Raw genomic sequence first — 24,087 nt, 5'->3', positions numbered from 1 at the left:
CCCTCAGACCTCGGTCAGCAGGGTGATGGTCATGGTCTGGTTGTGCAGGCGGCAGGAATCGGGGCCAACGGCGCCGGGGGCCGCATTGAAAGGGCTGATCTCGCCGTAGGAATAGAAGCCGGTGAGGGTGCAGTTGCGGCCGAAAACGTCGGCCACCGCTTCCACCTCCTCGTCCACCCGGCCGCCCAGCACCAGTTTGCGTCCGACGCAGCTGACCAGGATCGCCAGGGCCTCCCCGGGCACCATGGCCCGGGCCATTTCCGCCGCCCGCTGGGCCCCGTCCACCAGGGCATTGGGATTGGCGTGCATGAGCTTGAGGTAACCGTCCGGATCGATTTCGCCGGCCAGGATGAGGCTGCCGGAGGCTTCATCCACCCCCAGGATGGTGCGGATCAGGCCGACGCTGGAGCGGTCCTTGTCGGCCATGGAAAAGGGGAAGAGCAGGCCCGAGGCCGGCAGGTCGCGGGCGTATTCGCCCAGGTAGCGCTTGTAGATGTCGAGGGCCGGCTCCCCGTCCAGTTCGTAGAGCACGTTGTTCTCGCAGCGGGTGACCTTGCGCGCCGGGCCGAAGGGCTCCCAGCCGCCGAAGGAGCCGTGGCCCACCCGCAGGGCCTGTCCGTAGAGCCCCACCGCCACCACCCGGTGCTCGGCCACGCCCTGGGAGGACAGCACCCAGGTGCGGGAAAAGGCGCCGCCATCGCCGGCCAGGCCGCCGCTGACGGCCACGCCGGGCGGCAGTTGGCGGCTCATGCCGGCCACCAGGGCGCTGCCGTTGATGGCCACGCCCTGGGCAAAGACCAGCACCGCCCGCAGCCCCTCTCCCGGCAACTGGGCCGCCAGGCGCTCGCCGGCGGCACCGGAATCGGCCATGCAGGCCAGCTCCGTGGTCACCTCCCGCACCGTGGTGGCGTCGAAATGGACGGCGGTGACGACGATGCTGCCTTCGCACACTTCCTCGCCGACGATCTCGCCGGCAGTGCTGCAACCGATGCGCAGGGCACCGGGAAAGACCTCGGCCAGGAGAGCGGTGAAAGCGCCATCGGCCAGACGTTCGGCGGTAAAGAACACCAGCAGCAGCTGGGGCTCGATGGCCTGCAGGGGCGCCAGGGCGGCCCGGATGTGGGCCGGCTCCCGGGCCACGGGAAGGTGGATCTGAAGAACGCGCATGACTGATTCCTCCTCTGCTCTTTTCTTGTCTTCTCTCGATGCTACTGGTCCTGGAAACGCTCCCGGATTGCCAGCACTTCGTCCCACGCCGCCAGGAAGGCTTCGACGCAGCGGGGGTCGAAATGTCTGCCGGCATTCTGCTCCAGGTATTCCCGGGCCTGGGCCAGGGGCCAGGCCTGCTTGTAGGGACGGGGCGACGTCAGGGCGTCGAAGACGTCCGCCACCGCCACGATGCGCCCCAGGAGCGGAATGGCCTCGCCCTTGAGTCCCTGGGGATAGCCGCTGCCGTCCCACTTCTCGTGATGGGCCCGGGCGATCACCGCCGCCATCGCCAGGACCGGGGAACGGGCCTGGCGCAGTATCTCGTAACCCTGCTCGGCATGCTGCTGCATGATCATGAACTCGGCCGGGGTCAGGCGCCCGGGCTTGAGCAGGATCAGGTCCGGCGTCCCCACCTTGCCCACGTCGTGCATGGGCGCCGCTTCCAGCAGCATTTCCAGCTCCGCCGGCGCCAGCCCCAGCTGGCGGCCGATGAGCACCGAATAGTGGGCCATGCGCAGGATGTGGGCGCCCGTCTCCGGGTCCCGGTATTCGGCGGCCTTGGCCAGGCAGACGATGGTCTCCCGCTCCCGCTCCAGGAGGCCGGCGGTGGCCTTGGCCACCTCCTCCGCCAGCCAGGCCGCCCGGTCCGCCAGCTGCCGCTGGCTGCGGCGCAGGGCGCACATGTTGCGCACCCGGGCGAGGAACTCGTCCTTGTCCACCGGCTTGTTGAGAAAATCGGAGGCCCCCTGCTCCAGGGCCCGACAGCGCACGTCCCGCAGGTTGTTGGCGGTGACCATGATCAGCGGCACCTCGGCCATGCCCGGCAGTTGGCGGAAGTGGCTGATGAATTCCAGGCCGTCCGGCGCCGGCATCATGTAATCGACCACCACCACGTCCGCCTGCCCCTGTTCGCACCAGGCCAGGGCCTCGCTGGAGGAAAGGAAGCCATGGACCCGCACCCCCTCGATCCGTTCGGCGAGGACGCGGAACAGGGTCAGGTTGATTTCGGAATCGTCGATGACGACCAGATTCAGCTCCACGGCGCGACCTTCCCGGCGACATTGGCGATGGCAGATGCGCCCATTATGGAACCGGGGCCCCGGGCCGATTGTGCATAAGTTCCTGCCGGGCCGCCGCGGCCTGTGGGAACATGCCGGGCACCTGACAGGATGCTACACTTGGCCATCAGGTTCCCATCCCTCCAACGGCCCCCATCCGATTGCCAGCCCCTATGACGGACACAACGCCTGCCATCCGCCTGCTGCTCGCCGACGACCAACTGCTGGTGCGTGCCGGCATCCGCTCCCTGATCCAGACCCTGCCCGAATACGTGGTGGTGGCCGAATGCGCCGACGGCCTGGAAGCCCTGGAACGGACCCAGGCCCTGAAACCCGACGTGGCGGTACTGGACATCGACATGCCGAACCTGTCGGGCATCGAGGCGATGCGCCAGATCCGCACGGTATCGCCGGAAACCAAGCTGATGGTGCTCTCCGGCATCGACCGCCGCGAGGTGGTGGAGGCGGCCCTGGAGGCGGGGTGCCACGGCTACCTGCTCAAGGACTTCGTCCTCGCCGAGCTGCAGCTGGCCCTGGACAAGGTGATGGACGGCAGCTGCTACCTGTCGCCGAAGATCCAGCAGCAACTGCTGGACGCCATGCGCACGGACCGCCGCGAAATGCTGCCGCCGCCCCAGCTGACGCCGCGCCAGGAGCAGATCCTGCGACTGGTGGCCCTGGGCCGCACCACCAAGGAAATCGCCCGGGAACTGAGCATCAGCCCCAAGACCGTGGAATTCCACCGGGCTCAACTGATGGAGCGCCTTGGCGTGAGGGATGTGGCGGGCATGACCCGCTATGCGATGCAGCACGGCATGGTCTCCTGAAAGCGCGGCCGCCCCTCAGTCGTCCACGGCTGCCAGGGAGCGGTTGAAGGCGGTCATTTCCGCCGCCACCTGCTGCAGTTCCTCCCGCCACAGGGCGCTTTCATCCACCCCGGCCGGCACCGCCCCGGCCAGCAGCAGGGCCTCGATCTCCCGCGCCCGCGCCACGATGCGCCCGGTGGCGAAAATGGCGCAAACCCCCTTGATGCGATGCACCGTGCGGCGCAACGGCTCCGGCATGCCGGACTCGGCCGACTCGGCCAGGGCCTGGTCCAGCTCGCCCAGCAGCTGGGGGAAGTTGTCGAGGAAGGTCTGCACCAGATCCCGCACGCTGTCCCGGTCGCCGTTGAGCATGCGCAACAGCCCTTCCGGATCGCAGGCCGGCGAGGAAGACGGGGGGGCAACGGAATCGGTCATGGCATGGGCTCCAGCAAGCGGGGTGCGCTCGAAATTTTACGGCAACGGCATCAGGGCGACGGCAGGCCTTACCGGCCATGCCGCAAACCGGCGTCTCCGGCCCGGCAGGGGACGGGGACAACGGTCCGTCCTTCCATTCGCGACGCTCCTGCGACAAGTTCGTGCAGTTTTGCCAAAGATGAATAGCAGGGGAACTGGGGTATCACCTAGGGCCTAACCGGGGCGTTACCCGAGCTGGCAAGCGCCTTTTCCGCTGGCATCCTCCACCGCATCGACAAGATCCCCGCCACGGGGACGCCGTCCTGCAGTCCCACCGGAGGAGACTACCATCGTGTTTGCCAATCTGCGCCTGAAGAGCCGGATGTTCATCCTGATTGCCCTGGCGGTATTCGGCATGGGCACCATCACCATCCTCGGAGCCCTGGGCGTCAGCCGGGACCTCCACGAGGGCCACCAACAGACCGTCAGGGCCGCCGTGGAGGCGGCCTACAACATCATCGCCGGCTACCAGGCCCTGGAGAAGGCCGGCAAGATGAGCCGCAGCGAGGCCCAGAAGGCCGCCGTCGAAAGCGTGCGCATGGCCCGCTACGGCGGCACCGACGGGCGCTCCGAGTATTTCCATATCTGGACCCCGGAAGGGGTGACGGTGATGCACCCGATCCGCCCCGAATGGGAAGGCAAGGACGTCACCGGGGAGGTCCGGGACGTCAAGGGCCGGCCGACCCTGCGCAACATCATCGACGGCGCCATCAAGCAGCCGGACGGCGCCTTTGTCGAGACCCTCTTCCCCCACCCCGGCCAGCCGGCGGAGAAGGCGGTGGACAAGCTGCAGTACGTGAAGCTGTTCGCCCCCTGGGGCTGGGTGGTTGGCAGCGGCATCTACCTGGACGACGTGCAGGCCGAAGTGCGCCAGCGGACCCTCGAGGATTCCCTGATGGCGCTGGTGCTGCTCGCCCTGGTCGCCGCCGGCACCTACCTGGTGGGCCGCAGCGTGCTGCAGCAGGTGGGGGGCGAACCGGGTGTGGCCATCGACCTCATGCGCCAGGCGGCCGATGGCGACCTGACGGTCCGGGTCGAGACGGCGCCGGCCGGGTCCATGCTGGCTTCCTTCAGCCATATGGTGGCCTCCCTGCGCCAGGTGGTGAAGGAGATCGGCAGCAATTCGAGTCAGCTGACCCACAACGCCGAGCGCATCAGCACCGCCGCCCGGGAAGTGTCCCTGGCCGGGGAACAGCAGTCCGACGCCACGTCCGCCATGGCCGCCGCCATCGAGGAACTGACCGTGAGCATCAATCACATCTCCGACAACAGTCGGGATACGGAACGCAATTCCAGCGAATCGGCCCAGCTGGCAGCCGAGGGGGAAACCCGGGTGGCCAATGCGAGCGGCGCCATCAAGGCCATCGCCGGCACCGTCAGCGACGCCTCGGGCCGCATCCGGGACCTGGAAACCCAGACCCGGGAAGTCTCCGGCATCGCCTCGGTGATCAGCGCCATCGCCGCCCAGACCAACCTGCTGGCTCTCAACGCCGCCATCGAGGCGGCCCGGGCCGGGGAACAGGGCCGGGGCTTCGCCGTGGTGGCCGACGAAGTGCGGCAGCTGGCGGAACGGACGGCCAAGGCGACGGTGGAGATCGAACAGATGATCAGCCATATCCAGACCGACACGGACATGGTGGTGCAGGCCATGGGGGCGGCCCTGCCCCAGGTGGAGAGCGGCGTCGCCCTGGCCGAGGAGGCGGCACAGTCTCTGCGCCAGATCCGCGAAGGGTCGGAACTGACCCTGCACCGGGTGCGCGACGTGGCCGAGGCCACCATGGAACAGAGCAGCGCCAGCACCAGCATTGCCCAGCGGGTGGAGCAGGTCGCCCAGATGGTGGAGGAAACCAGCGCCGCCATGAAGAACACGGCGGAAACGGCGGAGGCGGTGGAGCAGATCGCCAGCCGCCTCGATGCCCTGGTGCAGCGCTTCCGCACCTAGGGCGGCAACTGCCTCAGGCCGGCGGCTGGCCGCCCGCCCGGTCGCCCTGGCCCGACTCGGCCCAGAGGGCCCGGGCGAAGGCCTTCCAGGCCGGCCCGCCGTGGGTCAGCACACCCTCTTCGGCGCTTTCCTGCATGGTGCGCAGCATCAGGGCGGCAAAGGCGAACAGCTCGGCCTTGGCCTGTTCCTGGTGATTGCAGCAGGCGGCTGCCGCCCGGCTGGCATCCCGGGCATGGTCCAGGGCCTCCCGGGCCAGCAGGCGCACCTGGGTCTCGTTGTTCCAGTCGATGCCGAGGACGATGCCGCGGCGGACGATTTCCGTCTCCAGCTCGTTGGCATCGCTCTGAAAGTTTTCAAAACCGCTCATTTCCGACTCCCGGCCGCCTCAGGCGGCCTGTTCCAGACTTTGATCAACGCTGTCGGCCAGCTGCTCCACCAGGGCGCTGACGGCGGGAATGGCGGCGCCGCGCCGCCACAGGGCCACCGTATTCACCAGGCCGCTGCGCCCGGGTAGGGGATGGGCCGCCAGCAGGTCGGCGCCGGGATAGTTCTCCAGCACCGCCCGGGGCAGCAGGGCCACCCCCATGCCGGCCACCAGGCAGCCGAGGATGGCGTGATAGGAGGAGACCTCCACCACCCGTTCCGCCAGGATGCCGTCCCGGGCCAACCAGTCTTCCAGGCGCTTGCGGTAGGCGCAGCCGGGGGCAAAGGTGATGATGGTGCTGGCCGCCAGGTCCCGGGCCGAGTGCACCGGGCCGTGGCCAGCCTCGGTGACGATCACCAGCTCTTCCTCGAACAGGGCCCGCTTCTCCAGCCGGGGGTCGTCCACCGGCTCGGCCACCAGGCAGGCATCCAGCTCGCCGGCCAGGACCTGGGCCACCAGGCGGCGGGTGTCGCCGGTGCTCAGTTCCAGACGCACGTCCGGATAGGCCCGGTGAAAACCGGCCAGGGGCCCGGGCAGGCGCACCGCCGCCGTGCTCTCCATGGAGCCCAGGCGCAGGCGGCCCCGGGGCGTGGCGTCCTGCACCGCATGGCGGGCCTCCTCGGCCAGGTCCAGCAGGCGCTCCGCATAGGCCAGCAACTGGCGGCCGGCGGCGGAGAGGTTGAGGCGCCGCCCCTCGCGCACGAACAGTTCCACTCCCAGGTCCGCCTCCAGCTGGCGCACCCGGGTGGTGACGTTGGACTGCACCCGGTTGAGGCGCACCGCCGCCCGGGTGATGCCGCCCTCCGCCACCACGGTGCGGAAGATGTGCAGATCTGCCAGTTCCATGAACGCCGCTCCTTGCCCCCTTGCCCGGGGGCCTCGATTCAAATCTCAAACGAAGAATATAAAAATCTTAATAATTCATTTTTCAAGAACATGATGCGCCGCTACAGTGCTCCTGGCAAGACCATAAAAACACCCCAACCCCAGGAGACAACCCATGGACAACCAGCATCTCCGGCGCGGCTATTTCTACGCCGCCCTGACCGTCGCCGTCTGGTCCGGCTTCATCCTCGTCTCGCGCCTGGGCGGCAAGAGCCCCCTCACCGCCTGGGACGTGACCGCCCTGCGCTTCGGCACCGCCGCCCTGATCCTCCTGCCCGTGTGGCTGTGGCGGCGGCCCCGGCTGAACTTCAGCTGGCGCATGGTGATCCTGGCCGTCACCGGCGGCTGCGGCTACGGCGTCCTGGTCTATGCCGGCTTCAAGCTCACCTCCGCCGCCCACGGCGCCGTGCTGCTGCCCGGCATGCTGCCCTTCCTGGTGGCCCTGATGGCCTGGCTGGTGCTGGGGGAACGCCCCTCGCCCCAGCGCTGGCTCGGCCTGGTGGGCATCGCCGCCGGCATCGCCTGCCTGGCCACGGACAGCTTCGGCAGCAGCGTCGGCGACTGGCGCGGCGACCTGCTGATCCTGGCCTCCAGCCTCTCCTGGGCCATCTACACGGTGCTGGTGCGGCGCTGGCAGGTGGCCCCCTGGGATGCCACCCTGGGCGTCGGCCTGGTCTCGGCCGCCCTCTACCTGCCGGTCTACGTGCTGTGGCTGCCCCACAACCTGGCCGCCGCCAGCCTCTCCACCATTGCCCTGCAGGCCGCCTACCAGGGCGTCCTGGCGGTCATCGTGGCCATGATGTTTTTCATGCGCGCCGTGGCCATCCTGGGCCCCACCAAGGTCGGCACCCTGATGGCCCTCATTCCCGCTGTGGCCGGCACTGCCGCCGCCCCGCTCCTGGGCGAGCCCCTGTCCCCCTGGCTGATGGCTGGCCTGGTGCTGGTCAGCCTGGGCGCCTGGGTCGGCAGCCAGACCCGTTTTTTTGTCAGAAGGAACGCCGTATGCCCTACGTAAATATCAAGATCACCCGGGAGGGTGCCACCGCCGAACAGAAGGCCACCCTGATCCGGGGCGTCACCCTGCTGCTGCGGGACATCCTGGGCAAGAACCCGGAGACCACCGTGGTCACCATCGACGAGGTGGACACGGACAACTGGGGCATCGGCGGCGACAGCGTCACCGTGCGCCGGGCCCGGGAAAGGCAGGGCTGAGGCGGGCCCGTCCCATGGCGACAGAATTGCTCGCCGGGGATGGAACACTCCATGAAAAAAGGGCGCCCGCCAGGGCGCCCTTTTTTTGCGGCAGCAGGCCGCTCAGGCAGAGGTGGAAATGGAACTCAGCAGCTGGGAGAAATTGCTGCCACTGCCGCTGCCGTAGGACTGCACCAGGTCCATGATCCGCTTCAGCACGGCAGCTTCGTTGGAGGCCGAAGTGCTGCCGGAATCGCTGGAGGAGGAGCTGTCGCTGGAGGTCTGGGTGGACTCCTGGTAGGCCATCGCTTCCTGCTGGGTCACCTTGCCGTCGCCATTGGCATCGGCCGCATCGAAGTTGCTGGAGATGGTGTTGAGCAGTTCCGACAGCTTGCTGTCGGAGGTGTCGCTGGCCATGGATTTCACCTGATCCAGGGTCAGGCCTTCGTCGCCACCGCGACCACCGGGAGGCGGGGGCGGCATGCCGTTGGCCGCAGCCGTGGTGCTACCGGAACCGGCGGCATCGGCGGACTCCTGGTAGGCCATGGCTTCCTGCTGGGTCACCTTGCCGTCGCCGTTGGCATCGGCAGCATCGAAGTTGGCGGCCAGGCTGTTCATCAGTTCCGACAGGTTGGTGTCGTCGGTGGAGCTGGCGATGGCGCTCAGTTCGTCCTGGGTGTAGCCCTCGTCTTCTTCGCCTTCTGCAGGCGGAGGCGGCGGCGGGCGCATGCCGCCGCCCTGGGCGGCACTCATGCGGCTGGCGTTGAACTGGCTGTCCAGTTCGTCGGCCAGTTTCTGCAGGGTGGAGGACATCTCGTCCTTGGTGACCTTGCCGTCCCCGTCCCCGTCCAGGGTGCTGAAGACGTCGTCCACGCTGGCCGAAGAGTCGGAACCGAGACCGCTGAGGGCGGACTCCAGATCGCTCTTCTCCAGGTAACCCTGCCCCTTGGTATCGAGTTTGGAAAAAATATCCTCGACCATCTTCGACGGATCGGGACGCCGATGGCTGCTGATGCCGGCGTATTGCGCCGCGCTGCTGCCTACGCTGGAAATGCTGGACATGACAGTTCCTTTCAGGGAATGACTCAAGCGGATTCATGCAATGGACGGTCTCGCCGTCATGGGCAAAGAACAACTGCCACCGGGAGTTCCGTCGCTACAGTTCCTACGCAAGGATTCGGCCTGAAAAGGCCTGAATTTAGGCCTAAAAAGGTAAATGATGGTTAAGAATGGTTAAGAGAAATCCGATCGTCGAAAAACCGTGAGTATTTGAAAGATTGAAGCGCCGGAAAAGGCTTCTACCTAGCCACTCAGATACGACTAACAAAAACAACGATTCTTTATAAATCAATAAATTGAAATGCTTAACAAAACTTAACAATCGACAAAACCAGACCATCGTACATAAACGGCAATACTTGCCGAATGGCTGGAGAATATTGCCGCTCACCGCCGTTGCAGCCGGGCGGCTTCGTCGAGCCAGGCGGGAGCATTGCGTTCCAGCCATTCCCGGGCGATGGGGTCCTGCCGCACCTGCTCGTCCAGCCAGGCGGTGCTGACGTGCTGAACGTAGAGGCGCTGGCGTTTGCCGTCGTTGCCGCCGCCCATGCCCGGACCGCCGCGATCGTCACCATCCATGCCGCCACCCGGCCCACCCATGCCGCCGGAAGGACCACCACCCATACCACCACCCATACCACCACCGGGACCGCCCATGCCGCCTCCGGGGCCACCCATGCCGCCACCCCGTCCGCCGCCCATGCCACCACCGGCACCGCCGGATGCGCCATCGGGAGCCCCCTTGCCAGCCGTTGCCCCAGCGTCATCCGCACCACCGGCAAAGAGGCGGTGGTTGGCGCCGTAGAGCAGCAGCAGGGTGGCCCGGCCTTCCGGCAAATAGCGGAAGGGCGCCTGCCGTGCCGCCGGATTGGTCACCAGGCCATAGCTGTCGCTGTCGTCGGAGCCGGTCACCAGCAACACCGGCGCGGTTACCGCCCCGTAGCGCTGGGCGAAGCCGCCGGCCAGGCCGTCCACATGGGGGCTCAGGGCCAGCACCGCCGCCACCCGCTCCAGGGGCGGCACCAGGGCGGTGCCGTTGCGCCCCCGTTCCCCGGCCAAAGCCAGGGCCGTCTGGGCGCCCAGGTCGTAACCGGCCAGCACCGGGCTGCCCGCATCGAGGCGGGTCCAGGGCCCCTGGCCGGCGCCCTGGCGCCGGCGGACTTCGGCCAGCACCCGCGTCACCAGGCGCGCCCGGCGTTGCAGGGCAGGCTGGGCAAAGGCTTCCCGGGCCAGGTTCTGGAAATCCGCATTGCGCGCCCGTTCGCTGCGCAGGGCCGCCGGCCCCTGCTCTTCACCCTGCAGGGAGAGCACGCCATAGCCCGCCTCCGCCCACTGCTGGCGCCAGGCCAGGCCGGCATCGGCACTCTCCCCCAGGCCCGGCATGTAGAGCAGCAGGGGGAAGGGGCCGCTTTCCCTGGGCATGAGCAGGGCCACATCGACGCTGTCCTCCTCCAGGAACCAGGTCTGGCGCAGGCTTTCGCTGCCGAAATGCCGTTCCGGGCGATAACCCCGCTCGGCCAGGCGCCGTTCCGCGCTGTCGTCGGGCCGGGGCCGGGAATTGCCGCAGGCGGCGAGCATGCTCAGCAGCAGGGCACCGCCACCAAGGGAGAGGAAGCGCCGGCGCGGCACGAAGGGAGGATTGCGCAAGGCCATGTCAGCTCCGGCGGGGTTCGGGCCGGGATTCGGGACGACCGTCGCGCGGAGAGACAGGCTCGCCACCCCGGCCGGATTCCCATTGCCGATCCCGCTTCTGCCGCAGTTCCTCGACCTGGCGCCGCTGTTCCGGCGTCAGCACCTCCAGGGCCTGGCGTTCGCCGCGCAGGCGCAGCAGGGTCACTTCCGCCCAGGCCCTGGCCCGGGCATCCACCAGGCTGCGCAGGCGGCTTTCGTCGCCCCCGGCGGCGGCGCGCAGGTCCGCGTCGGCCTTCTGCAGGGCCTTGCCCTTGTCGCGCATGACCCGGGCCTGGTTGAGGAAGAGGTCGAACAGCTTGTCCTTCTGGGCCTCACTCAGCTGGATCTCCCGGGGGAAAGGCATGGCCGGGCCGAAATCGGCGCCGGAAAAGCCCCCCGGGCCCATGCCATCGCCGTGGCGGTGTTCGCCCTCGGGCGGCAGTATGGGGCAATGGCCCGGTGCGGCCATGGGGCCGTCGGCGCGGGCGGAGAAAGAAGCGGCCAGGCTGAGCGCCAGCAGGGCCGAGACAACGGTGGATCGCAGATTCATGATCGGACTCCTCAGGGGAAAACGGTGGGAAGGTCGGGAAGCTGGCTGCCCCGTGACGGAGGTGGCGGTCTCGACATGGAGCCATGGTCGTACCGGCGGCGGTAAAGGGCGGTTCGCCCACTGTAAAGGCTGGTAAAACTTGTAACCGCAAGGCCGGAGAGGCACTTGCGGCGGCTATCATGGCGTCCGTAATCCCCTGTTAATTCGAGACAAGCATGACCAAGCTGCTACTGGTAGACGACGACACCGAACTGGCCAACATGCTCCGGGAATATCTGGAGCGAGAGGACTTTTCCGTCACCCTGGCCCACGACGGCGAAGCGGGGGCCGCCGCCGCCCTTTCCGGCGATTACGCCCTGGCGGTACTGGATGTGATGATGCCCAAGGCCAGCGGCATGGACGCCCTCTCCCGCATCCGCGCCGCCAGCGACATGCCGGTGATCATGCTGACCGCCAAGGGCGACGACATCGACCGCATCATCGGCCTGGAGATGGGCGCCGACGACTACGTGCAGAAGCCGTGCACGCCGCGGGAACTGGTGGCCCGCATCCGGGCGGTGCTACGCCGCTTCCAGACCAGGGAGAGCGCGGACGACATTCCCGCCCAGATCCGGGTCGGCCCCCTGACCCTGTGGCCCGCCCGCCGCGCCGCCCAGTGGGGCGAGGCGCCCCTGACCCTGACCAGCACCGAATTCAACCTGCTCCAGGTCCTGGCCCGCAACGCCGGCAAGGCCGTGAGCAAGCCGGACCTATCGGAACAGGCCATGGGCCGGCCCTTGAGCCGCTTCGACCGCAGCATCGACGTGCACATGAGCAGCATCCGCCACAAGCTGGGCCTGCGGGAAGACGGCCGCACCTGGATCCAGACGGTGCGCGGCATCGGCTACCAGCTCACCCGGGAGTAGGGTTTGAGCCGCCTCTTCTGGAAGTTCTTCGTCACCTTCTGGCTGACCCTGCTCACCGCCAACATCATCGTCGGCGGTCTCATCTGGCTGCACCGTTCCGCCGAATTCGAGCAGCAGCAGGGCAGCCGGCCCGGCCAGCCGCCGACCTTCATGCTCGGCGTCGCCGCCAGCCTGCTGCAGCACGACGGGGAGGAATCCCTCAAGCAGCTGCTGCGGGACTGGCAGCAAAGCCATCCGGAACCTATCTATGCCGTAGACGCCCAGGGGATGGACCTCCTCGGCCGGCCGGTCCCGGAAGGCGCGCTGGACAAGGCCCGCCAGGGCATCCGTGACGGACAGCCCGGCCCCTGGCGCCTGGCGCAGCGCTCCATGAGTTCCCCCATTCTCCTCTTCATGCCCGGCGGCCCCTTCCGCCCGGAGGACCTTTTCGGCCCCGGCGGCGGCCCGCCGGAAGCGCACCTGCTGGGGGAACCCGGCGGCCCGCCGCCGCCCCACCGGAACATGGGTCCCAAGCCCCCCCTGCCCTGGCTGCTCATCGCCACCGGCCTGGTGGCCAGCCTGGCCTTCAGCGCCCTCCTGGCGTGGACCATCGTCGGCCCCATCCGCCGCCTGCGCCAGGGTTTCCGCGCCGTCGCCGCCGGCCGCCTGGAAACCCGCCTGGGACAGGAGTTCGCCAAGCGCAAGGACGAGATCGGCGAACTGGGCCAGGAATTCGACGCCATGGCCCAGCAGCTGGAAGCCCTGATGGCCACCCAGCGCCGCCTCTTCCACGACGTCTCCCACGAGCTGCGCTCCCCCCTGGCCCGCCTGCAGGCGGCGGTGGGCCTGGTGCACCAGGACCCCAGCCGCATCGCCGGCGCCCTGGAGCGTATCGAGCGGGAAACCCAGCGCCTGGACGAGATGGTGGATGAACTGCTGACCCTGGCCCGCCTCGATTCCGGCACCTCCGGTCCCCTGGAAGACGAGATCGACCTGCCGGCCCTGCTGCACAGCATCGTGGACGACGCCGCCTTCGAGGCCGAAGCCCAGGGCCGCCACGTGGACTTCCAGGACCGCTGCGGCGAGGCCCCGGCCTTCATCCGCGGCCGCCCGGAACTGCTCGGCCGGGCCCTGGAAAACGTCATCCGCAACGGCATCAAATACACCGCCCCCGGCACCCGGGTCACGGTGGAGGCCGAACGGGACGGGGACAGCCTCCGGGTCCGCGTCGCCGATGCCGGCCCGGGCGTGCCCGAAGCGGAACTGGACGCCATTTTCGTCCCCTTCTTCCGCGGCGCCGACCGGGAGCAGCAGCGGGGCTACGGCCTGGGCCTGGCCATCGCCCGCCGCGCCATCCAGGCCCACGGCGGCAGCATCCGGGCCAGCAACCGCCCCGATGGCGGACTCCAGGTGGAAATCCACCTGCCCCTGCAGCCCATCCCGGCCTGAGCCCCTCGCCCCGACGGCCCCTGCGCCGTCGGAGCATCCGCAGCAAGGCCCCTGGCGTGGCCGGTGACCCGTCACCGACTTCCACACACTTCCTTGCCCAGACGCCTGCTGCTCCAGCCCTGCCCCAGCCCAACCAGCAGATCATTTGCCGGCCCATTGGTCACCCCGCTTGCGGGGCCGGCTGCCGAGCCAGTTGCCGGCCATCTTTCCTCCTGCGCCGCCCGCCGGCACGGGCCATTCACCGTCGGCCCCTGCCGCCATCCCCGCCTTCATTGCCACCGTCACACATATATTTCAATAGTTCTTGTAAAATTGCAGCATGAACCAGGACATCGCCACCACCGTTTTCGAATCCCTGGCCTCCGGCATCCGCCTGAAGGCCTTCCGCCTGCTAGTGAAGCAGGGCACCGCCGGCATGGTGGCGGGGGAAATTGCCGCCACCCTGGGGCTGCCGCCCAACAACCTGTCCTTCCATCTCAAGGGCCTGGCCCAGGCCGGGCTGGTTAGCGTCACCCAGGAAGGGCGCTTCCAGCGCTACCGGGCCAACCTGCCCCTGATGCTGGAACTGATCGCCTACCTCACCGCCGAGTGCTGCGGCGGCCACCCGGAACAGTGTGCCGCCCTGGGCCAGGCGGCCGGCTGTTCCCCCTCCCTGCTGCCGGTCCTGCAGGGGCAACCGCCCAACGACCAGGAGCAAGCCTGAGCCATGAACGTCCTTTTCCTTTGCACCGGCAATTCCTGTCGCTCCATCCTGGCGGAGGCCACCTTCAACCATCTGGCCCCGGCCGGCTGGCGGGCCATGAGCGCCGGCAGCCAACCCACCGGCCAGGTCCATCCCCGCTCCCTGGCCCTGCTGGCCCGGGAAGGCATCCCAACCGCCGCCTGCCACAGCAAGTCCTGGGAGCAGCTGCCCGAAGTGCCGGACCTGGTCATCACCGTCTGCGCCAGTGCCGCCGGCGAGACCTGCCCGGCCTACCTGGGGCCGGCGCTGCGCTGTCACTGGGGGGTGGAGGATCCGGCCCATGCCAGCGGCAGCGAGGCGGAAATCGAGGCCGCCTTCGCCACGGCCTATCGCATCCTGCGCCACCGCATCGAAGCCTTTTTCGCCCTGCCCCTGCAGCAACTGGCGACCGATCCGGACCGCTTCAAGGCCGAACTGCAACGCATCGGCCACCTCCTCCCCTGACCGGCCTGCCGCCCTGACCGCCAGCCCCGCTCCATCAACGAAAGCCCCGCCATGAACCAGCCCTGCCCGGCCCCCCGGCCAGCCATGAACCTCTTCGAACGCTATCTGACCCTGTGGGTGGGCCTGTGCATCGTCGCCGGCATTCTCCTCGGCCAGGCCCTGCCCCAGTTCTTCCAGGCCGTCGGCCGGCTGGAGGTGGCCCGGGTGAACCTGCCGGTGGGCCTGCTGATCTGGGTCATGATCATCCCCATGCTGGTCAAGGTGGATTTCTCCGCCCTCGGCGAAGTGCGCCAGCACGTGCGGGGCATCGGCGTCACCCTGCTGGTGAACTGGCTGGTCAAGCCATTCTCCATGGCCTTTCTCGGCTGGCTGTTCATCCGCCAGCTGTTCGCCCCCCTGCTGCCGGCCGAACAGATCGACAGCTACATCGCCGGCCTCATCCTCCTGGCCGCAGCCCCCTGCACCGCCATGGTCTTCGTCTGGAGCCGCCTGACCAACGGCGACCCCTTGTTCACCCTGTCCCAGGTGGCGGTGAACGACAGCATCATGGTGCTGGCCTTCGCCCCCCTGGTGGCCTTTCTCCTCGGCCTCTCCGCCATCACCGTCCCCTGGGCCACCCTCATCACCTCGGTCGTGCTCTACATCGTCATCCCGGTGCTGCTGGCCCAGGCCTGGCGCCGCTCCCTGCTGGCCCGGGGCCCGGCGGCCTTTGACGCGGCCATGGCGCGCATCGGCCCCTGGTCCATGGCCGCCCTGCTGGCCACCCTGGTGCTGCTCTTCGCCTTCCAGGGCGAGGCCATCCTGGCCCAGCCCCTGGTCATCGCCCTGCTCGCCGTGCCCATCCTGATCCAGGTGCTGTTCAACGCCGCCCTGGCCTACGGCCTCAACCGGGCCCTGGGAGAAAAGCACAACATCGCCTGTCCCTCGGCCCTCATCGGCGCCTCCAACTTTTTCGAACTGGCGGTGGCAGCGGCCATCAGCCTGTTCGGCTTTGCCTCCGGCGCCGCCCTGGCCACGGTGGTGGGCGTGCTCATCGAAGTGCCGGTGATGCTGCTGGTGGTGCGCATCGCCAACGGCAGCAAGGACTGGTATGAGCGCCGCAGCTGATTTCCGCCGCGGCGGCGAGCCCGACCTGGAGTCGGTGCGAGCCCTGCTGCAGGCCTGTGGCCTGGCCGCGGACGATCTCGGCCCGGACCTCATGCCGGCCTTCCGCCTCTATCGTCGGGGCCAGGAGCTGCTGGCCTGCGGCGCCATGGAATACCGGCAGCAGGCAGCCCTGCTGCGCTCCCTGGCCGTCCGCCCGGAGGCCCGGGGCACTGGGCTGGCGAAGGCCCTGGTAGGCCGCCTGGAGGCCGAGGCGGCCCAGGCCGGCATCACCGATGTCTATCTCCTCACCACCACGGCCCGGGACTGGTTCGCCGCCCGCGGCTACAGCGTGGCGCCCCGCAGCCAGGCCCCCGCCGGCATCGCCGCCCACGCCCAGTTTCGCAGTACCTGCCCGAGCAGCGCCGTGCTGATGCACAAGCACCTGCCGCCGGCCTGATTACCTGCTTTTACGGCAGTCGGGGCTTTGCCCGACGGCCATCCTCTGCCATCATCCGGCCATGACTTCCCGCCGCCCCAAGAAGATGAGCGCCGCTCCCCGCCTGTTCCTGCTGGCCGCCCTGGCGGGCGCCGGCCCGCTCCAGGCGGCGCCCGCCTGGCTCATCGCCAGCGACGACGAAAACGCCACCGCCGGCCGGGCGCTGCGCCTGGAAATCGCCAAGCCGGCAGCGGCTGCAGGCTGGCCCGGCACCATGAGCCTGCGCCTGGTGGTTGGCGAACGCATCCTCAACCTGCCCCTGCGGCCGGCCGGCGCCGTCTCGCCCGACGGTGCCCGGCGCCCCTACCTGGCCCAGTTGCCGGAGGACATCGCCGGCCTGGTACGGGTCGAACTGGCGGACCGGGATTCCAACCGCCTGGCCCTGCTGGCGGCGGCACCGGCCCCCGGCGCACCGGCACCGGCGGCGGAAACCCAGCCTGAAGGCGTCGCCGCCAACGACTATCCGGACGAGCCGGTGATCTCCGCCAACGAGCCCATGTACCTGGTGCTGGGCAGCCGCGGCGGCGTCAATGCCCGCTTTCAGCTGAGCTTCAAGTACCGCCTGGTGGAGCCGGACGGCGCCATCGGCCAGGCCCTGCCCTGGCTGCGCAACCTGCACTTCGGCTACACCCAGACTTCCATCTGGGACCTGGCGGAGGAATCCAAGCCCTTCCGCGACACCAGCTACCGCCCCAGCCTGTTCTGGCAGTGGAACCTGGGGGAAGGCAATTCGGGCCTGCGCCCCGCCCGCCTGCGGGCCGGCTACGAGCACGAATCCAACGGCAAGGACGGCAGCAGTTCCCGCTCCATCGACATGCTTTTCGCCCAGCCCACCTGGCGCTGGGATTTCAACGGCGGCACCAGCCTCAGCTTCTCGCCCAAGTTCTACGGCTATCTGGACAAGGAAGACAACCCGGACATCGCCCGCTACCGAGGCCACGCCGACTGGATCGCCCGCTACGGCAAGGACGACGGCTGGATGCTGGCGGCCCAGGTGCGGCGCGGCACGGCGGGCAAGGGCAACGCCCAGCTGGACCTCTCCTACCCGCTGCGGGAAAGCATCTTCGCCCGGGCCGGCGGCTTCCTCCACTTCCAGCTCTTCTCCGGCTACGGCGAAAGCCTGCTGGACTACAACCGGGAACGGGAGACCCAGGTCCGCGTCGGCTTCTCCATCGTGCGCTGAAGATCGGCTTCTGGTGCGGCGCAGCACCGGGTCGGGGGATTTGCAGGACGGCCATCCTGGGGTAATGTCCGTCATACCACCGACACAATGAGAACAACAACGTGGACCTCCTCTTCTGGCTCGCCGTCGCCACCGTCGTGGTGGTGCTCTGCTTCGACTACACCAACGGCTTCCACGACGCCGCCAACATCGTCGCCACCGTCATCGCCTCCCGGGCCATGACCCCGGCCCAGGCGGTGATCATCGTCGGCATCTTCGAATTCCTCGGCCCCCTCCTGGGCGGCACCGCGGTGGCCAACACCATCGGCTCCTTCGTCCGCCTCGACGGCATCGATCCGGCCAGCGCCCTGACCATCCTGCTGTGCGGCCTGCTCGGCGCCATCGTCTGGAACCTGTTGACCTGGTGGCGCGGCATTCCCTCCTCCTCCTCCCACGCCCTGGTGGGCGGGCTGGTGGGCGTGGTGGTGGTGTCCGCCGGCGCCGACCAGGTGGTGTGGGGCTTTCGCGAACTGTTCCACAACGGCCATGTCAGCGGCGTGATGAAGGTCCTGCTGGCCCTGCTGCTCTCCCCGCTGATCGGCTTCTGGTGCGGCTACGCCGTGCAGCGCCTGATGCACGCCCTGCTGCTGGCGGCCAAGCCTGCCGCCAACCGGGGCCTGAAGGGCGCCCAGTTCCTCACCGCCGCCGGCCTGGCCTTTTCCCACGGCGCCAACGACGCCCAGAAGAGCATGGGCATCCTCACCCTGGTGCTGCTGCTGGGCGGCTTCATCCCCACTTTCACGGTGCCCTTCTGGGTCATCCTGGCCTGCGCCTCGGCCATCACCCTGGGCATCCTTTCCGGCGGCTGGCGCATCGTGCGCACCCTGGGCTTCGCCATCTACCGGGTGCGCCCCCTGCACGCCCTCAATTCCCAGCTGACCTCGGCCGCCGTCATCTTCGCCGCCTCCCTGGCCGGCGCCCCGGTCTCCACCACCCACGTGGTGGCCACCTCCATCATGGGCATCGGCGCCTCGGAGCGGCCCCGGGCGGTGCGCTGGAACAAGGCCAAGGAAATCGCCACCACCTGGGTCATCACCATCCCCGGCGCCGCGCTGGCCGCCATCCTGATCTACGCCGTGCTGCGCCTGTTCCTCGGGCCGGCTTAAGGAGAACCACCATGGACAGCAACGACGACGACCGCCAGAAGCCCATCTTCCGCCGCCTCTTCGACCGGGTCTTTCCCAAGGTGCCGGATTTCTTCCGCCTGCTGGCAGAACAGGCGATCCAGGTGAACCACACGGCCAACCTGCTGGTGGAATACATGGAGACCGGCGATGCGGCCATCGGCCAGCAGATCCGCCAGGACGAGCACGAGGCGGACCGGCTGAAGATCCGCAACCTGCACACCTTGAACGAGGCCTTTTCCACCCCCATCGACCGGGAGGACATTTACCGGGCGATCCTGGACATGGACGAGGTGGTGAACTACTGCAAGACCACGGTCAGTGAAATGAGCGTGCTGGAAGTGACGCCAGACAAGTTCGATCTGGAAATGGCCCTGCACCTGAAGGAAGGGGTGGATGCTCTGGTCGCCGGCTTCACCAAGCTGGCCACCCAGCCCGGCGCCGCCGCCCTCGATGCGGACATGGCGCGCAAGGCCGAGCGCAAGGCGGAGAAGTCCTACCGCCGCGCCATCGCCGCCCTCTTCCAGGGCGACGACTACATCACCATGTTCAAGCGGCGGGAAATCTACCGTCACCTCTCCAACGCTGCTGATCGCATGGCCAACTGCGCCAACACCCTGCACGACATCGTGGTGAAGATCACCTGACGGCGCCCCGGGCCGGCCCCCAGCCGGCCCTTATCGGCAGCCCAGCCTGCCGGCTGTCCTCTCACACGGCCAGCTCGACCAGGCTGTTGACCCGCTCCGGCTTCAATTCCCCATCCTCCCCCAGCAGGTCGTAGACCAGCAGGATCAGATGCACCCGCTTCTGCAGCGGGATGGTGGCCCCCAGGACCGCCAGCCGCTCCTCCACGGACTGTATGGCCCGGGCCAGGCGCAGGGATTCGGGCGGCACCGACTGGTCGTTCAGATGCATCGAGCCCTGGCCCGTAAGCAGCCAGTTGGCATTGATCCCGGCGCGGATCAGGCCGGCGATGGCTTCGGCGCCGGGCAGAGCCAGTTCGATCTCGTATTTGCGGTAGGTGCTCAAAGGAATACCAGATATGGAACATATCTCGACCTGTTTCAGGCCTAAGACTGCCCGCACTTCCTTCAACCTTTGCCCAAGCAATATTCCAGGAGCCATTATTATCTTTTTATAAATCAGATTGTTAACAATTAATGAAGGCCCCGGGCGCCAACCCGTATGCATCCAAATATGGCATTGACAACATTCCATATTTGGCATTAAATACTATCGTGGTCATAGTTATCCTTTGTTATCAGGAAAATCGGCCCATGCCGACTTTTCGCACAAGGGTTACCTGGGCACCGGGAGAGCAAGACAGCAAGAATCGGCGACACCGATTCCCAGACTGTTCAAGGGAGCACAGACAGGAAGGCCGGCCAGCCTAGTTTGCCGGCCTCCGGCACTGCGCCTCCGCAGGCAGTTCAATGTATCGCCTTTTTCCCCCGCCCAACAACCCGGGTAAACCTTAGGTAATCCCGAAGAAACACGGGCTTTTCCCCTGAATCACGCTGTTGCGACAGTTTCCAGCGATGGGAGACGGGGCACTGCTTCCCCAATTTCTTCGGCATATAACACGGAAAAAGATGACCGGAAGCGGCAGATGAATATTCGCAATCGATTATAGCAACAGGTCACCAGCCACCACCGAACGCAGATCAGGATCAAAAGAACATTTCGACAGGTGAGGTCCCCGCGATGAACGCCAGGCAGAACAGCAGTCCGCCCTCCGCGACAAAGCCGCAGCAGTTCCCCCATCCCCCTCTGGACCCGGAGGCGGTGGAGCTCATGGTGCGGCAGTGCATCCGCCACACCTGGTACATGATCGCGGGCTTTCTCGCCTCTTTTGGACTGATGTCCCTGCTTTTTGTTCTCCGCTAGGAGCCGGCCGATGCCAGTCACAAGCGCAAGACTGACGGGGCTGGACGACCAGGGTTCACCCCTGGTGATCAAGATCGACCAGGTGCTGGCCTACCGGGACCGCATCCACCACGCGCGTTGCCGGGTGGCCGCCAACCAGACCCTGGACGCCCTCAAGGATCTTGGCGTTTCCGCCCGGGTTTTCGGAAAACTGACCCAGCCCGGCAAAAAACTGCCTTATCCCTCCCCCATCGAACTTTGCATCGTGGAACCGGCGGCGGCGGACGGGGAACTGGCCTCCACCGTCGGCCAGACCATCCGCGACGTGGCCGGCCCCCTGGGCGTGCGCGTCCTGTGGCTGGAGCAGCTGACGCCGAAGATGCGCCTGCACATCCTCGAGCACGGCCGCAGCAGCCTGGGCGCAGGCAATGACAGCCCCTGCAACTCACCTTAAAACGACACTTCTGGCAGTTCGAGTACCCAGTTATGGATTTATCCGCCACAGATACGGGAGGGAGTCATGGCCAAACACCGGAGCCGCCACCGGCAAGGCAGAAAAGGGAATGAAGCGGTCACCACCGGCAAGGACGGGCACCTGTTCGACTTTGCCGAAATCGACGCGCTGCTGAACAAGAGCTATCGCCGCACCTGGCTGGTCCTACTGGCCCTGGGGGGAGCATTTTTCACCCTCTCGGCCATGGCCATGCTCAACTAGGCGATACCACCATGACCTCTCCGGCACCATTGATTCAGGAAGCCTTGCCCGGCGGCGACTTTGGCCCGGGCGACAAGCGGCAGCAGTACCGCAACCGGCTCTGCCGCGAGCGCAGTGCCGCCGCGGCCAACCGGGCGGTGGCACTGCTGGCGGAAATGGGCATCAAGTCCCGCATCTTCGGCCCCCTGACCAGGAACCGGGAGGATTTTTCCCCGGGCAGCGGCATCGACCTGTGCGTCTTCGACGAGAACCCTCTCAACGGCCCCGAAGGCCCCCGTTACCGGGACATCATGCTGGCCGTCAGCACGGCGGGTGAAGGCCTGCTGATCCAGGTCCACTTCCTCTCCCAGCTCTCGCCGCCCCTGGCCCGCACCGTGCAAAGCACCGGCCTGCCCCGGATCAACTGAGGCGGAACGGCTCCCCGCCGGGACTAGCCAAAAGCGGCCATCCGGGCCAAGATGTGGCCCCTTTGACCAGCGACCACTCCCATGAGCCATCCGCGTCATGACATCGACGTCAGCGAAGAAGCCGGCGTCCGCTATCTGCATTTCGGTTCCGACTGGGTCCAGGGGGCCATGCGCATCGCCCGGCCGTGGAACCTGGAACTGGCCTACACCCGGGAAATGATGGCCGGCCTGCTGCTGCGACAGGAGACGCCCTGGCCCCGCCACGCCCTGCTGATCGGCCTGGGCGCCGGCTCCCTGACCAAGTACATCTACCGCCACCTGCCCCAGACCCGCATCACCGTGGTGGAGATCAATCCCGAGGTGGAGCTGGTGGCCCGTTTCCACTTCAAGCTGCCCCAGGACCCGGCACGCCTGACCATCCACATCGATGACGGCGCCGCCTTCATGGCCGCCAGCCAGGAACAGTACGACCTGATCCTGGTGGACGGCTTCGATCCCGACGCCCGGGCCGGCGGCCTGGATACCGCCCCCTTCTACCAGCACTGCCGGGAACGGCTGACGGCCGACGGCCTGCTCAGCATCAACCTGCTGGGACGCAACCGGGGCTTTGCCGCCAGCGCCGAACGCCTGCGCCAGGCCTTCGACGGCCGCGCCCTGGTCTTCCCCTCCTGCGACAGCGGCAACGCCATTGCCTTCGCCGCATCCGGCAATCCGGTCGCCGTCGGTCTGGACGAACTGCGGACCCGGGCCGAAACGCTGAAGCGGGAAACCGGGCTCAACCTGCTGCCCACCGTGACCCGCCTGCAGATGGCCGGCAGCCTGGCCGGCGGACGCCTGAGTCTGTGACATGCACTGGCTGCACCTGGCCATCGCCATCGTCGCCGAAGTCATCGCCACCTCGGCCCTGAAAGCCGCCGCCGGCTTTACCCGGCCCCTGCCCTCCCTGGTGGTGGTGGCCGGCTACGGCCTCGCCTTCTACTTTCTCTCCCTGACCCTCCGGGTCATTCCCATGGGCGTCGCCTATGCCGTGTGGTCGGCCGTGGGCATCGCCCTGGTCTCCCTCATCGGCTGGCTGGTGTACGACCAGCGTCTGGACGCTCCTGCCTTGCTGGGGATGGGGCTGATCGTCGCCGGCGTCGCCGTGATCCAGCTCTTCTCCCGCACCGCCCACTAGGGGGCGACCCCTCAGCCGAGGAAGTCCTCGGCGAACCGGCCCTGGATGCGGTCGATCTCGCTGCGGTTGCGCAGCAGGGCATCGACGCAGTCGTGGTCGAACTTGCGCCCGGCCATCTCGGCCAGCATGGAAAAGGCCTGGTCGTTACTCCAGGCCTCCTTGTAGGGGCGCTCGCTGGTGAGGGCGTCGAAGACGTCGGCCACGGCGACGATGCGGGCCTCCACCGGGATGTCGTCGCCCCGCAGGCCATGGGGATAGCCGCTGCCGTCCAGGGACTCATGGTGGTGCAGGACGATGTTGCGCAGCATTTCCGAACGCTGCATGCCCTGGATGCCGAAATTTTCCAGCATGGAATCGACGATCTGCCGCCCCTTCACCGTGTGCTGCTGGATCTGCACAAACTCCTCGGGTTCCAGCCGGCCCGGCTTGAGCAGCAGGGAATCGGGCACCGCCACCTTGCCGATGTCGTGCAGGGGGGCGAAAAGGTACAGGTACTCGACGAAGGCATCGTCCAGCTTGAAGCGGGGTGCCACTTCCTGGGCAATGATGCGGGAGTAGTGGGCCATGCGCTCCAGGTGCGCCCCCGTCTCGAAATCCCGGATCTGGGCGATCTGGGTCACGGTGCGCACCGAGGCCATCAGGGTGCGCAGGCAGGCCAGTTCGTTGACCACCACCAGGGACAGCTGGTGCCCCACCATATTCAGGTGGTGCAGGGCCTGGGCGTCGAACACCCACTTCTGCCGGGAATTGAAGAAGAGAAAGCCGTAGAGAGCGCCGTTATGGGCCACCGGCATGGTGTAGCTGGCGCCGTAGCCGCTGCTGCGCACCCGCCGGGAATGCTCCCGCACCAGATCCTGGGACAGCACGTCCATGTCGTTGATGACCCGGGGGCGCCGGGAGGTGGCGATTTCCGTCAGGGACGAGGAGGCCGACAGCTTGCTCTCGTAGAAGGAAAGGGGCGCTTCCCCGTCGCTGGAATGGAGGAAGGTTTTCAGGTTGTCCGTCAGGGGCTCGTAGGAGGCGACGGCGATACGGTCGATGAATGGCAGGGACTGGCGCAGGTGGTCGTGAATCCGTTCCAGCTTCTCCTGCAGGGGCAGGGACTGGTGCAACAGGTCCAGCCCGTCTTCATGGGAGAAGACAGGCAGGTCCGGCAACAGCGCTGGAGGCTGGACAAGGGAAGAAACCACGGTCACGGTCGGATACCAC

Annotated in this window: 28 protein-coding genes; 18 read left to right on the top strand and 10 right to left on the bottom strand. The window is 67.5% G+C overall.

Annotated elements, in window-relative coordinates:
* Positions 1-3: 3 nt before the first annotated feature.
* Both AC3QLZ_RS16190 and AC3QLZ_RS16185 read right to left on the bottom strand, forming a co-directional pair.
* Positions 4-1,167 (bottom strand): FIST signal transduction protein, encoded by a 1,164-nt coding sequence (locus AC3QLZ_RS16190; RefSeq protein ID WP_014236938.1) that lies wholly within the window; start codon positions 1,165-1,167, stop codon positions 4-6.
* Between the two features lie 41 nt (positions 1,168-1,208).
* Positions 1,209-2,249 carry an HD-GYP domain-containing protein gene (locus tag AC3QLZ_RS16185; protein ID WP_014236937.1) on the bottom strand — a complete coding sequence of 347 codons (1,041 nt, stop codon included), beginning with the start codon at positions 2,247-2,249 and terminating at the stop codon, positions 1,209-1,211.
* Positions 2,250-2,440: 191 nt separating this feature from the next.
* Here AC3QLZ_RS16185 and AC3QLZ_RS16180 point away from each other — a divergent pair, with 191 nt between their 5' ends.
* Positions 2,441-3,094: a response regulator gene (locus tag AC3QLZ_RS16180; protein WP_014236936.1), complete on the top strand. Its 654-nt coding sequence runs from the start codon at positions 2,441-2,443 to the stop codon at positions 3,092-3,094.
* A gap of 15 nt (positions 3,095-3,109) precedes the next feature.
* Here AC3QLZ_RS16180 and AC3QLZ_RS16175 read toward each other — a convergent pair whose 3' ends face one another.
* On the bottom strand, positions 3,110-3,508 hold the full coding sequence (locus AC3QLZ_RS16175) for an Hpt domain-containing protein (RefSeq protein ID WP_014236935.1): 399 nt from the start codon (positions 3,506-3,508) through the stop codon (positions 3,110-3,112).
* Between the two features lie 331 nt (positions 3,509-3,839).
* Here AC3QLZ_RS16175 and AC3QLZ_RS16170 point away from each other — a divergent pair, with 331 nt between their 5' ends.
* Positions 3,840-5,489, top strand: a complete 1,650-nt coding sequence (locus tag AC3QLZ_RS16170; RefSeq protein ID WP_014236934.1) for a methyl-accepting chemotaxis protein — start codon at positions 3,840-3,842, stop codon at positions 5,487-5,489.
* A gap of 13 nt (positions 5,490-5,502) precedes the next feature.
* Here AC3QLZ_RS16170 and AC3QLZ_RS16165 read toward each other — a convergent pair whose 3' ends face one another.
* Together AC3QLZ_RS16165 and AC3QLZ_RS16160 are read right to left on the bottom strand one after the other, a co-directional pair.
* A complete protein-coding gene (locus tag AC3QLZ_RS16165) occupies positions 5,503-5,856 on the bottom strand; it encodes a hypothetical protein (protein WP_014236933.1) in 354 nt (117 codons plus the stop codon).
* Between the two features lie 18 nt (positions 5,857-5,874).
* Positions 5,875-6,759: a LysR family transcriptional regulator gene (locus AC3QLZ_RS16160; protein WP_014236932.1), complete on the bottom strand. Its 885-nt coding sequence runs from the start codon at positions 6,757-6,759 to the stop codon at positions 5,875-5,877.
* A 154-nt stretch (positions 6,760-6,913) separates the two neighbouring features.
* On the opposite strand from AC3QLZ_RS16160, the gene AC3QLZ_RS16155 reads away from it, so the two are divergent.
* Positions 6,914-7,813 (top strand): DMT family transporter, encoded by a 900-nt coding sequence (locus AC3QLZ_RS16155; RefSeq protein WP_014236931.1) that lies wholly within the window; start codon positions 6,914-6,916, stop codon positions 7,811-7,813.
* Positions 7,801-8,010, top strand: a complete 210-nt coding sequence (locus AC3QLZ_RS16150; protein ID WP_014236930.1) for a 2-hydroxymuconate tautomerase family protein — start codon at positions 7,801-7,803, stop codon at positions 8,008-8,010. The genes AC3QLZ_RS16155 and AC3QLZ_RS16150 overlap by 13 nt, the downstream gene beginning before the upstream one ends.
* A gap of 102 nt (positions 8,011-8,112) precedes the next feature.
* Here the strand turns inward: AC3QLZ_RS16150 and AC3QLZ_RS16145 are convergent, their stop codons facing one another.
* The 3 genes from AC3QLZ_RS16145 to AC3QLZ_RS16135 all read right to left on the bottom strand — a co-directional run bounded on the left by AC3QLZ_RS16145 (position 8,113) and on the right by AC3QLZ_RS16135 (position 11,269).
* Entirely contained in the window at positions 8,113-9,051 is a 939-nt protein-coding gene (locus AC3QLZ_RS16145; protein WP_014236929.1) for an EF-hand domain-containing protein, read from the bottom strand.
* Positions 9,052-9,435: 384 nt separating this feature from the next.
* Positions 9,436-10,701: an alpha/beta hydrolase family protein gene (locus AC3QLZ_RS16140; RefSeq protein ID WP_014236928.1), complete on the bottom strand. Its 1,266-nt coding sequence runs from the start codon at positions 10,699-10,701 to the stop codon at positions 9,436-9,438.
* Between the two features lies 1 nt (position 10,702).
* A complete protein-coding gene (locus AC3QLZ_RS16135) occupies positions 10,703-11,269 on the bottom strand; it encodes a Spy/CpxP family protein refolding chaperone (protein ID WP_014236927.1) in 567 nt (188 codons plus the stop codon).
* Between the two features lie 215 nt (positions 11,270-11,484).
* Between AC3QLZ_RS16135 and AC3QLZ_RS16130 the strand changes: the two genes are divergently transcribed.
* The 9 genes from AC3QLZ_RS16130 (at position 11,485) to AC3QLZ_RS16090 (ending at position 19,363) form a co-directional block, all read left to right on the top strand.
* On the top strand, positions 11,485-12,174 hold the full coding sequence (locus tag AC3QLZ_RS16130) for a response regulator transcription factor (RefSeq protein WP_014236926.1): 690 nt from the start codon (positions 11,485-11,487) through the stop codon (positions 12,172-12,174).
* Positions 12,175-12,177: 3 nt separating this feature from the next.
* Positions 12,178-13,602, top strand: a complete 1,425-nt coding sequence (locus AC3QLZ_RS16125) for an ATP-binding protein (protein ID WP_014236925.1) — start codon at positions 12,178-12,180, stop codon at positions 13,600-13,602.
* 319 nt (positions 13,603-13,921) lie between these two features.
* Complete coding sequence (locus AC3QLZ_RS16120) at positions 13,922-14,305, top strand: ArsR/SmtB family transcription factor (protein ID WP_492783270.1); 384 nt, start codon at positions 13,922-13,924, stop codon at positions 14,303-14,305.
* Between the two features lie 3 nt (positions 14,306-14,308).
* Positions 14,309-14,788 carry an arsenate reductase ArsC gene (locus AC3QLZ_RS16115; RefSeq protein WP_014236923.1) on the top strand — a complete coding sequence of 160 codons (480 nt, stop codon included), beginning with the start codon at positions 14,309-14,311 and terminating at the stop codon, positions 14,786-14,788.
* A gap of 51 nt (positions 14,789-14,839) precedes the next feature.
* The gene (gene arsB / locus AC3QLZ_RS16110) at positions 14,840-15,895 is read left to right on the top strand and encodes an ACR3 family arsenite efflux transporter (protein ID WP_014236922.1); all 1,056 of its coding nucleotides are present in this window, start codon (positions 14,840-14,842) and stop codon (positions 15,893-15,895) included.
* Positions 15,879-16,331 (top strand): arsenic resistance N-acetyltransferase ArsN2, encoded by a 453-nt coding sequence (arsN2, locus tag AC3QLZ_RS16105; RefSeq protein WP_014236921.1) that lies wholly within the window; start codon positions 15,879-15,881, stop codon positions 16,329-16,331. The genes arsB and arsN2 overlap by 17 nt, the downstream gene beginning before the upstream one ends.
* A gap of 61 nt (positions 16,332-16,392) precedes the next feature.
* The gene (locus AC3QLZ_RS16100) at positions 16,393-17,553 is read left to right on the top strand and encodes a phospholipase A (protein WP_014236920.1); all 1,161 of its coding nucleotides are present in this window, start codon (positions 16,393-16,395) and stop codon (positions 17,551-17,553) included.
* 101 nt (positions 17,554-17,654) lie between these two features.
* On the top strand, positions 17,655-18,698 hold the full coding sequence (locus AC3QLZ_RS16095; RefSeq protein WP_014236919.1) for an inorganic phosphate transporter: 1,044 nt from the start codon (positions 17,655-17,657) through the stop codon (positions 18,696-18,698).
* 11 nt (positions 18,699-18,709) lie between these two features.
* Positions 18,710-19,363 (top strand): DUF47 domain-containing protein, encoded by a 654-nt coding sequence (locus tag AC3QLZ_RS16090; protein ID WP_014236918.1) that lies wholly within the window; start codon positions 18,710-18,712, stop codon positions 19,361-19,363.
* Positions 19,364-19,424: 61 nt separating this feature from the next.
* Here the strand turns inward: AC3QLZ_RS16090 and AC3QLZ_RS16085 are convergent, their stop codons facing one another.
* The gene (locus AC3QLZ_RS16085) at positions 19,425-19,745 is read right to left on the bottom strand and encodes a hypothetical protein (RefSeq protein ID WP_043798011.1); all 321 of its coding nucleotides are present in this window, start codon (positions 19,743-19,745) and stop codon (positions 19,425-19,427) included.
* Positions 19,746-20,613: 868 nt separating this feature from the next.
* On the opposite strand from AC3QLZ_RS16085, the gene AC3QLZ_RS16080 reads away from it, so the two are divergent.
* From AC3QLZ_RS16080 to AC3QLZ_RS16060, 5 genes are all read left to right on the top strand, one after another.
* The gene (locus tag AC3QLZ_RS16080; RefSeq protein ID WP_014236915.1) at positions 20,614-21,036 is read left to right on the top strand and encodes a hypothetical protein; all 423 of its coding nucleotides are present in this window, start codon (positions 20,614-20,616) and stop codon (positions 21,034-21,036) included.
* Between the two features lie 66 nt (positions 21,037-21,102).
* A complete protein-coding gene (locus AC3QLZ_RS16075) occupies positions 21,103-21,297 on the top strand; it encodes a hypothetical protein (protein ID WP_014236914.1) in 195 nt (64 codons plus the stop codon).
* A gap of 11 nt (positions 21,298-21,308) precedes the next feature.
* Positions 21,309-21,704 carry a hypothetical protein gene (locus AC3QLZ_RS16070; protein WP_014236913.1) on the top strand — a complete coding sequence of 132 codons (396 nt, stop codon included), beginning with the start codon at positions 21,309-21,311 and terminating at the stop codon, positions 21,702-21,704.
* A gap of 81 nt (positions 21,705-21,785) precedes the next feature.
* The gene (locus AC3QLZ_RS16065; protein WP_014236912.1) at positions 21,786-22,550 is read left to right on the top strand and encodes a fused MFS/spermidine synthase; all 765 of its coding nucleotides are present in this window, start codon (positions 21,786-21,788) and stop codon (positions 22,548-22,550) included.
* A gap of 1 nt (position 22,551) precedes the next feature.
* Positions 22,552-22,878, top strand: coding sequence for a DMT family transporter (locus AC3QLZ_RS16060; protein WP_014236911.1), 327 nt, complete (start codon positions 22,552-22,554; stop codon positions 22,876-22,878).
* Positions 22,879-22,889: 11 nt separating this feature from the next.
* Here AC3QLZ_RS16060 and AC3QLZ_RS16055 read toward each other — a convergent pair whose 3' ends face one another.
* Positions 22,890-24,035, bottom strand: a complete 1,146-nt coding sequence (locus AC3QLZ_RS16055) for an HD domain-containing phosphohydrolase (protein WP_050804288.1) — start codon at positions 24,033-24,035, stop codon at positions 22,890-22,892.
* Positions 24,036-24,087 lie beyond the last annotated feature (52 nt).

This window comes from Azospira sp. MPR-LB4 (assembly GCF_058809525.1).
The sequence above is the reverse complement of the archived record's forward strand: the minus strand, read 5'-3'. Positions and strand labels throughout refer to the sequence as shown.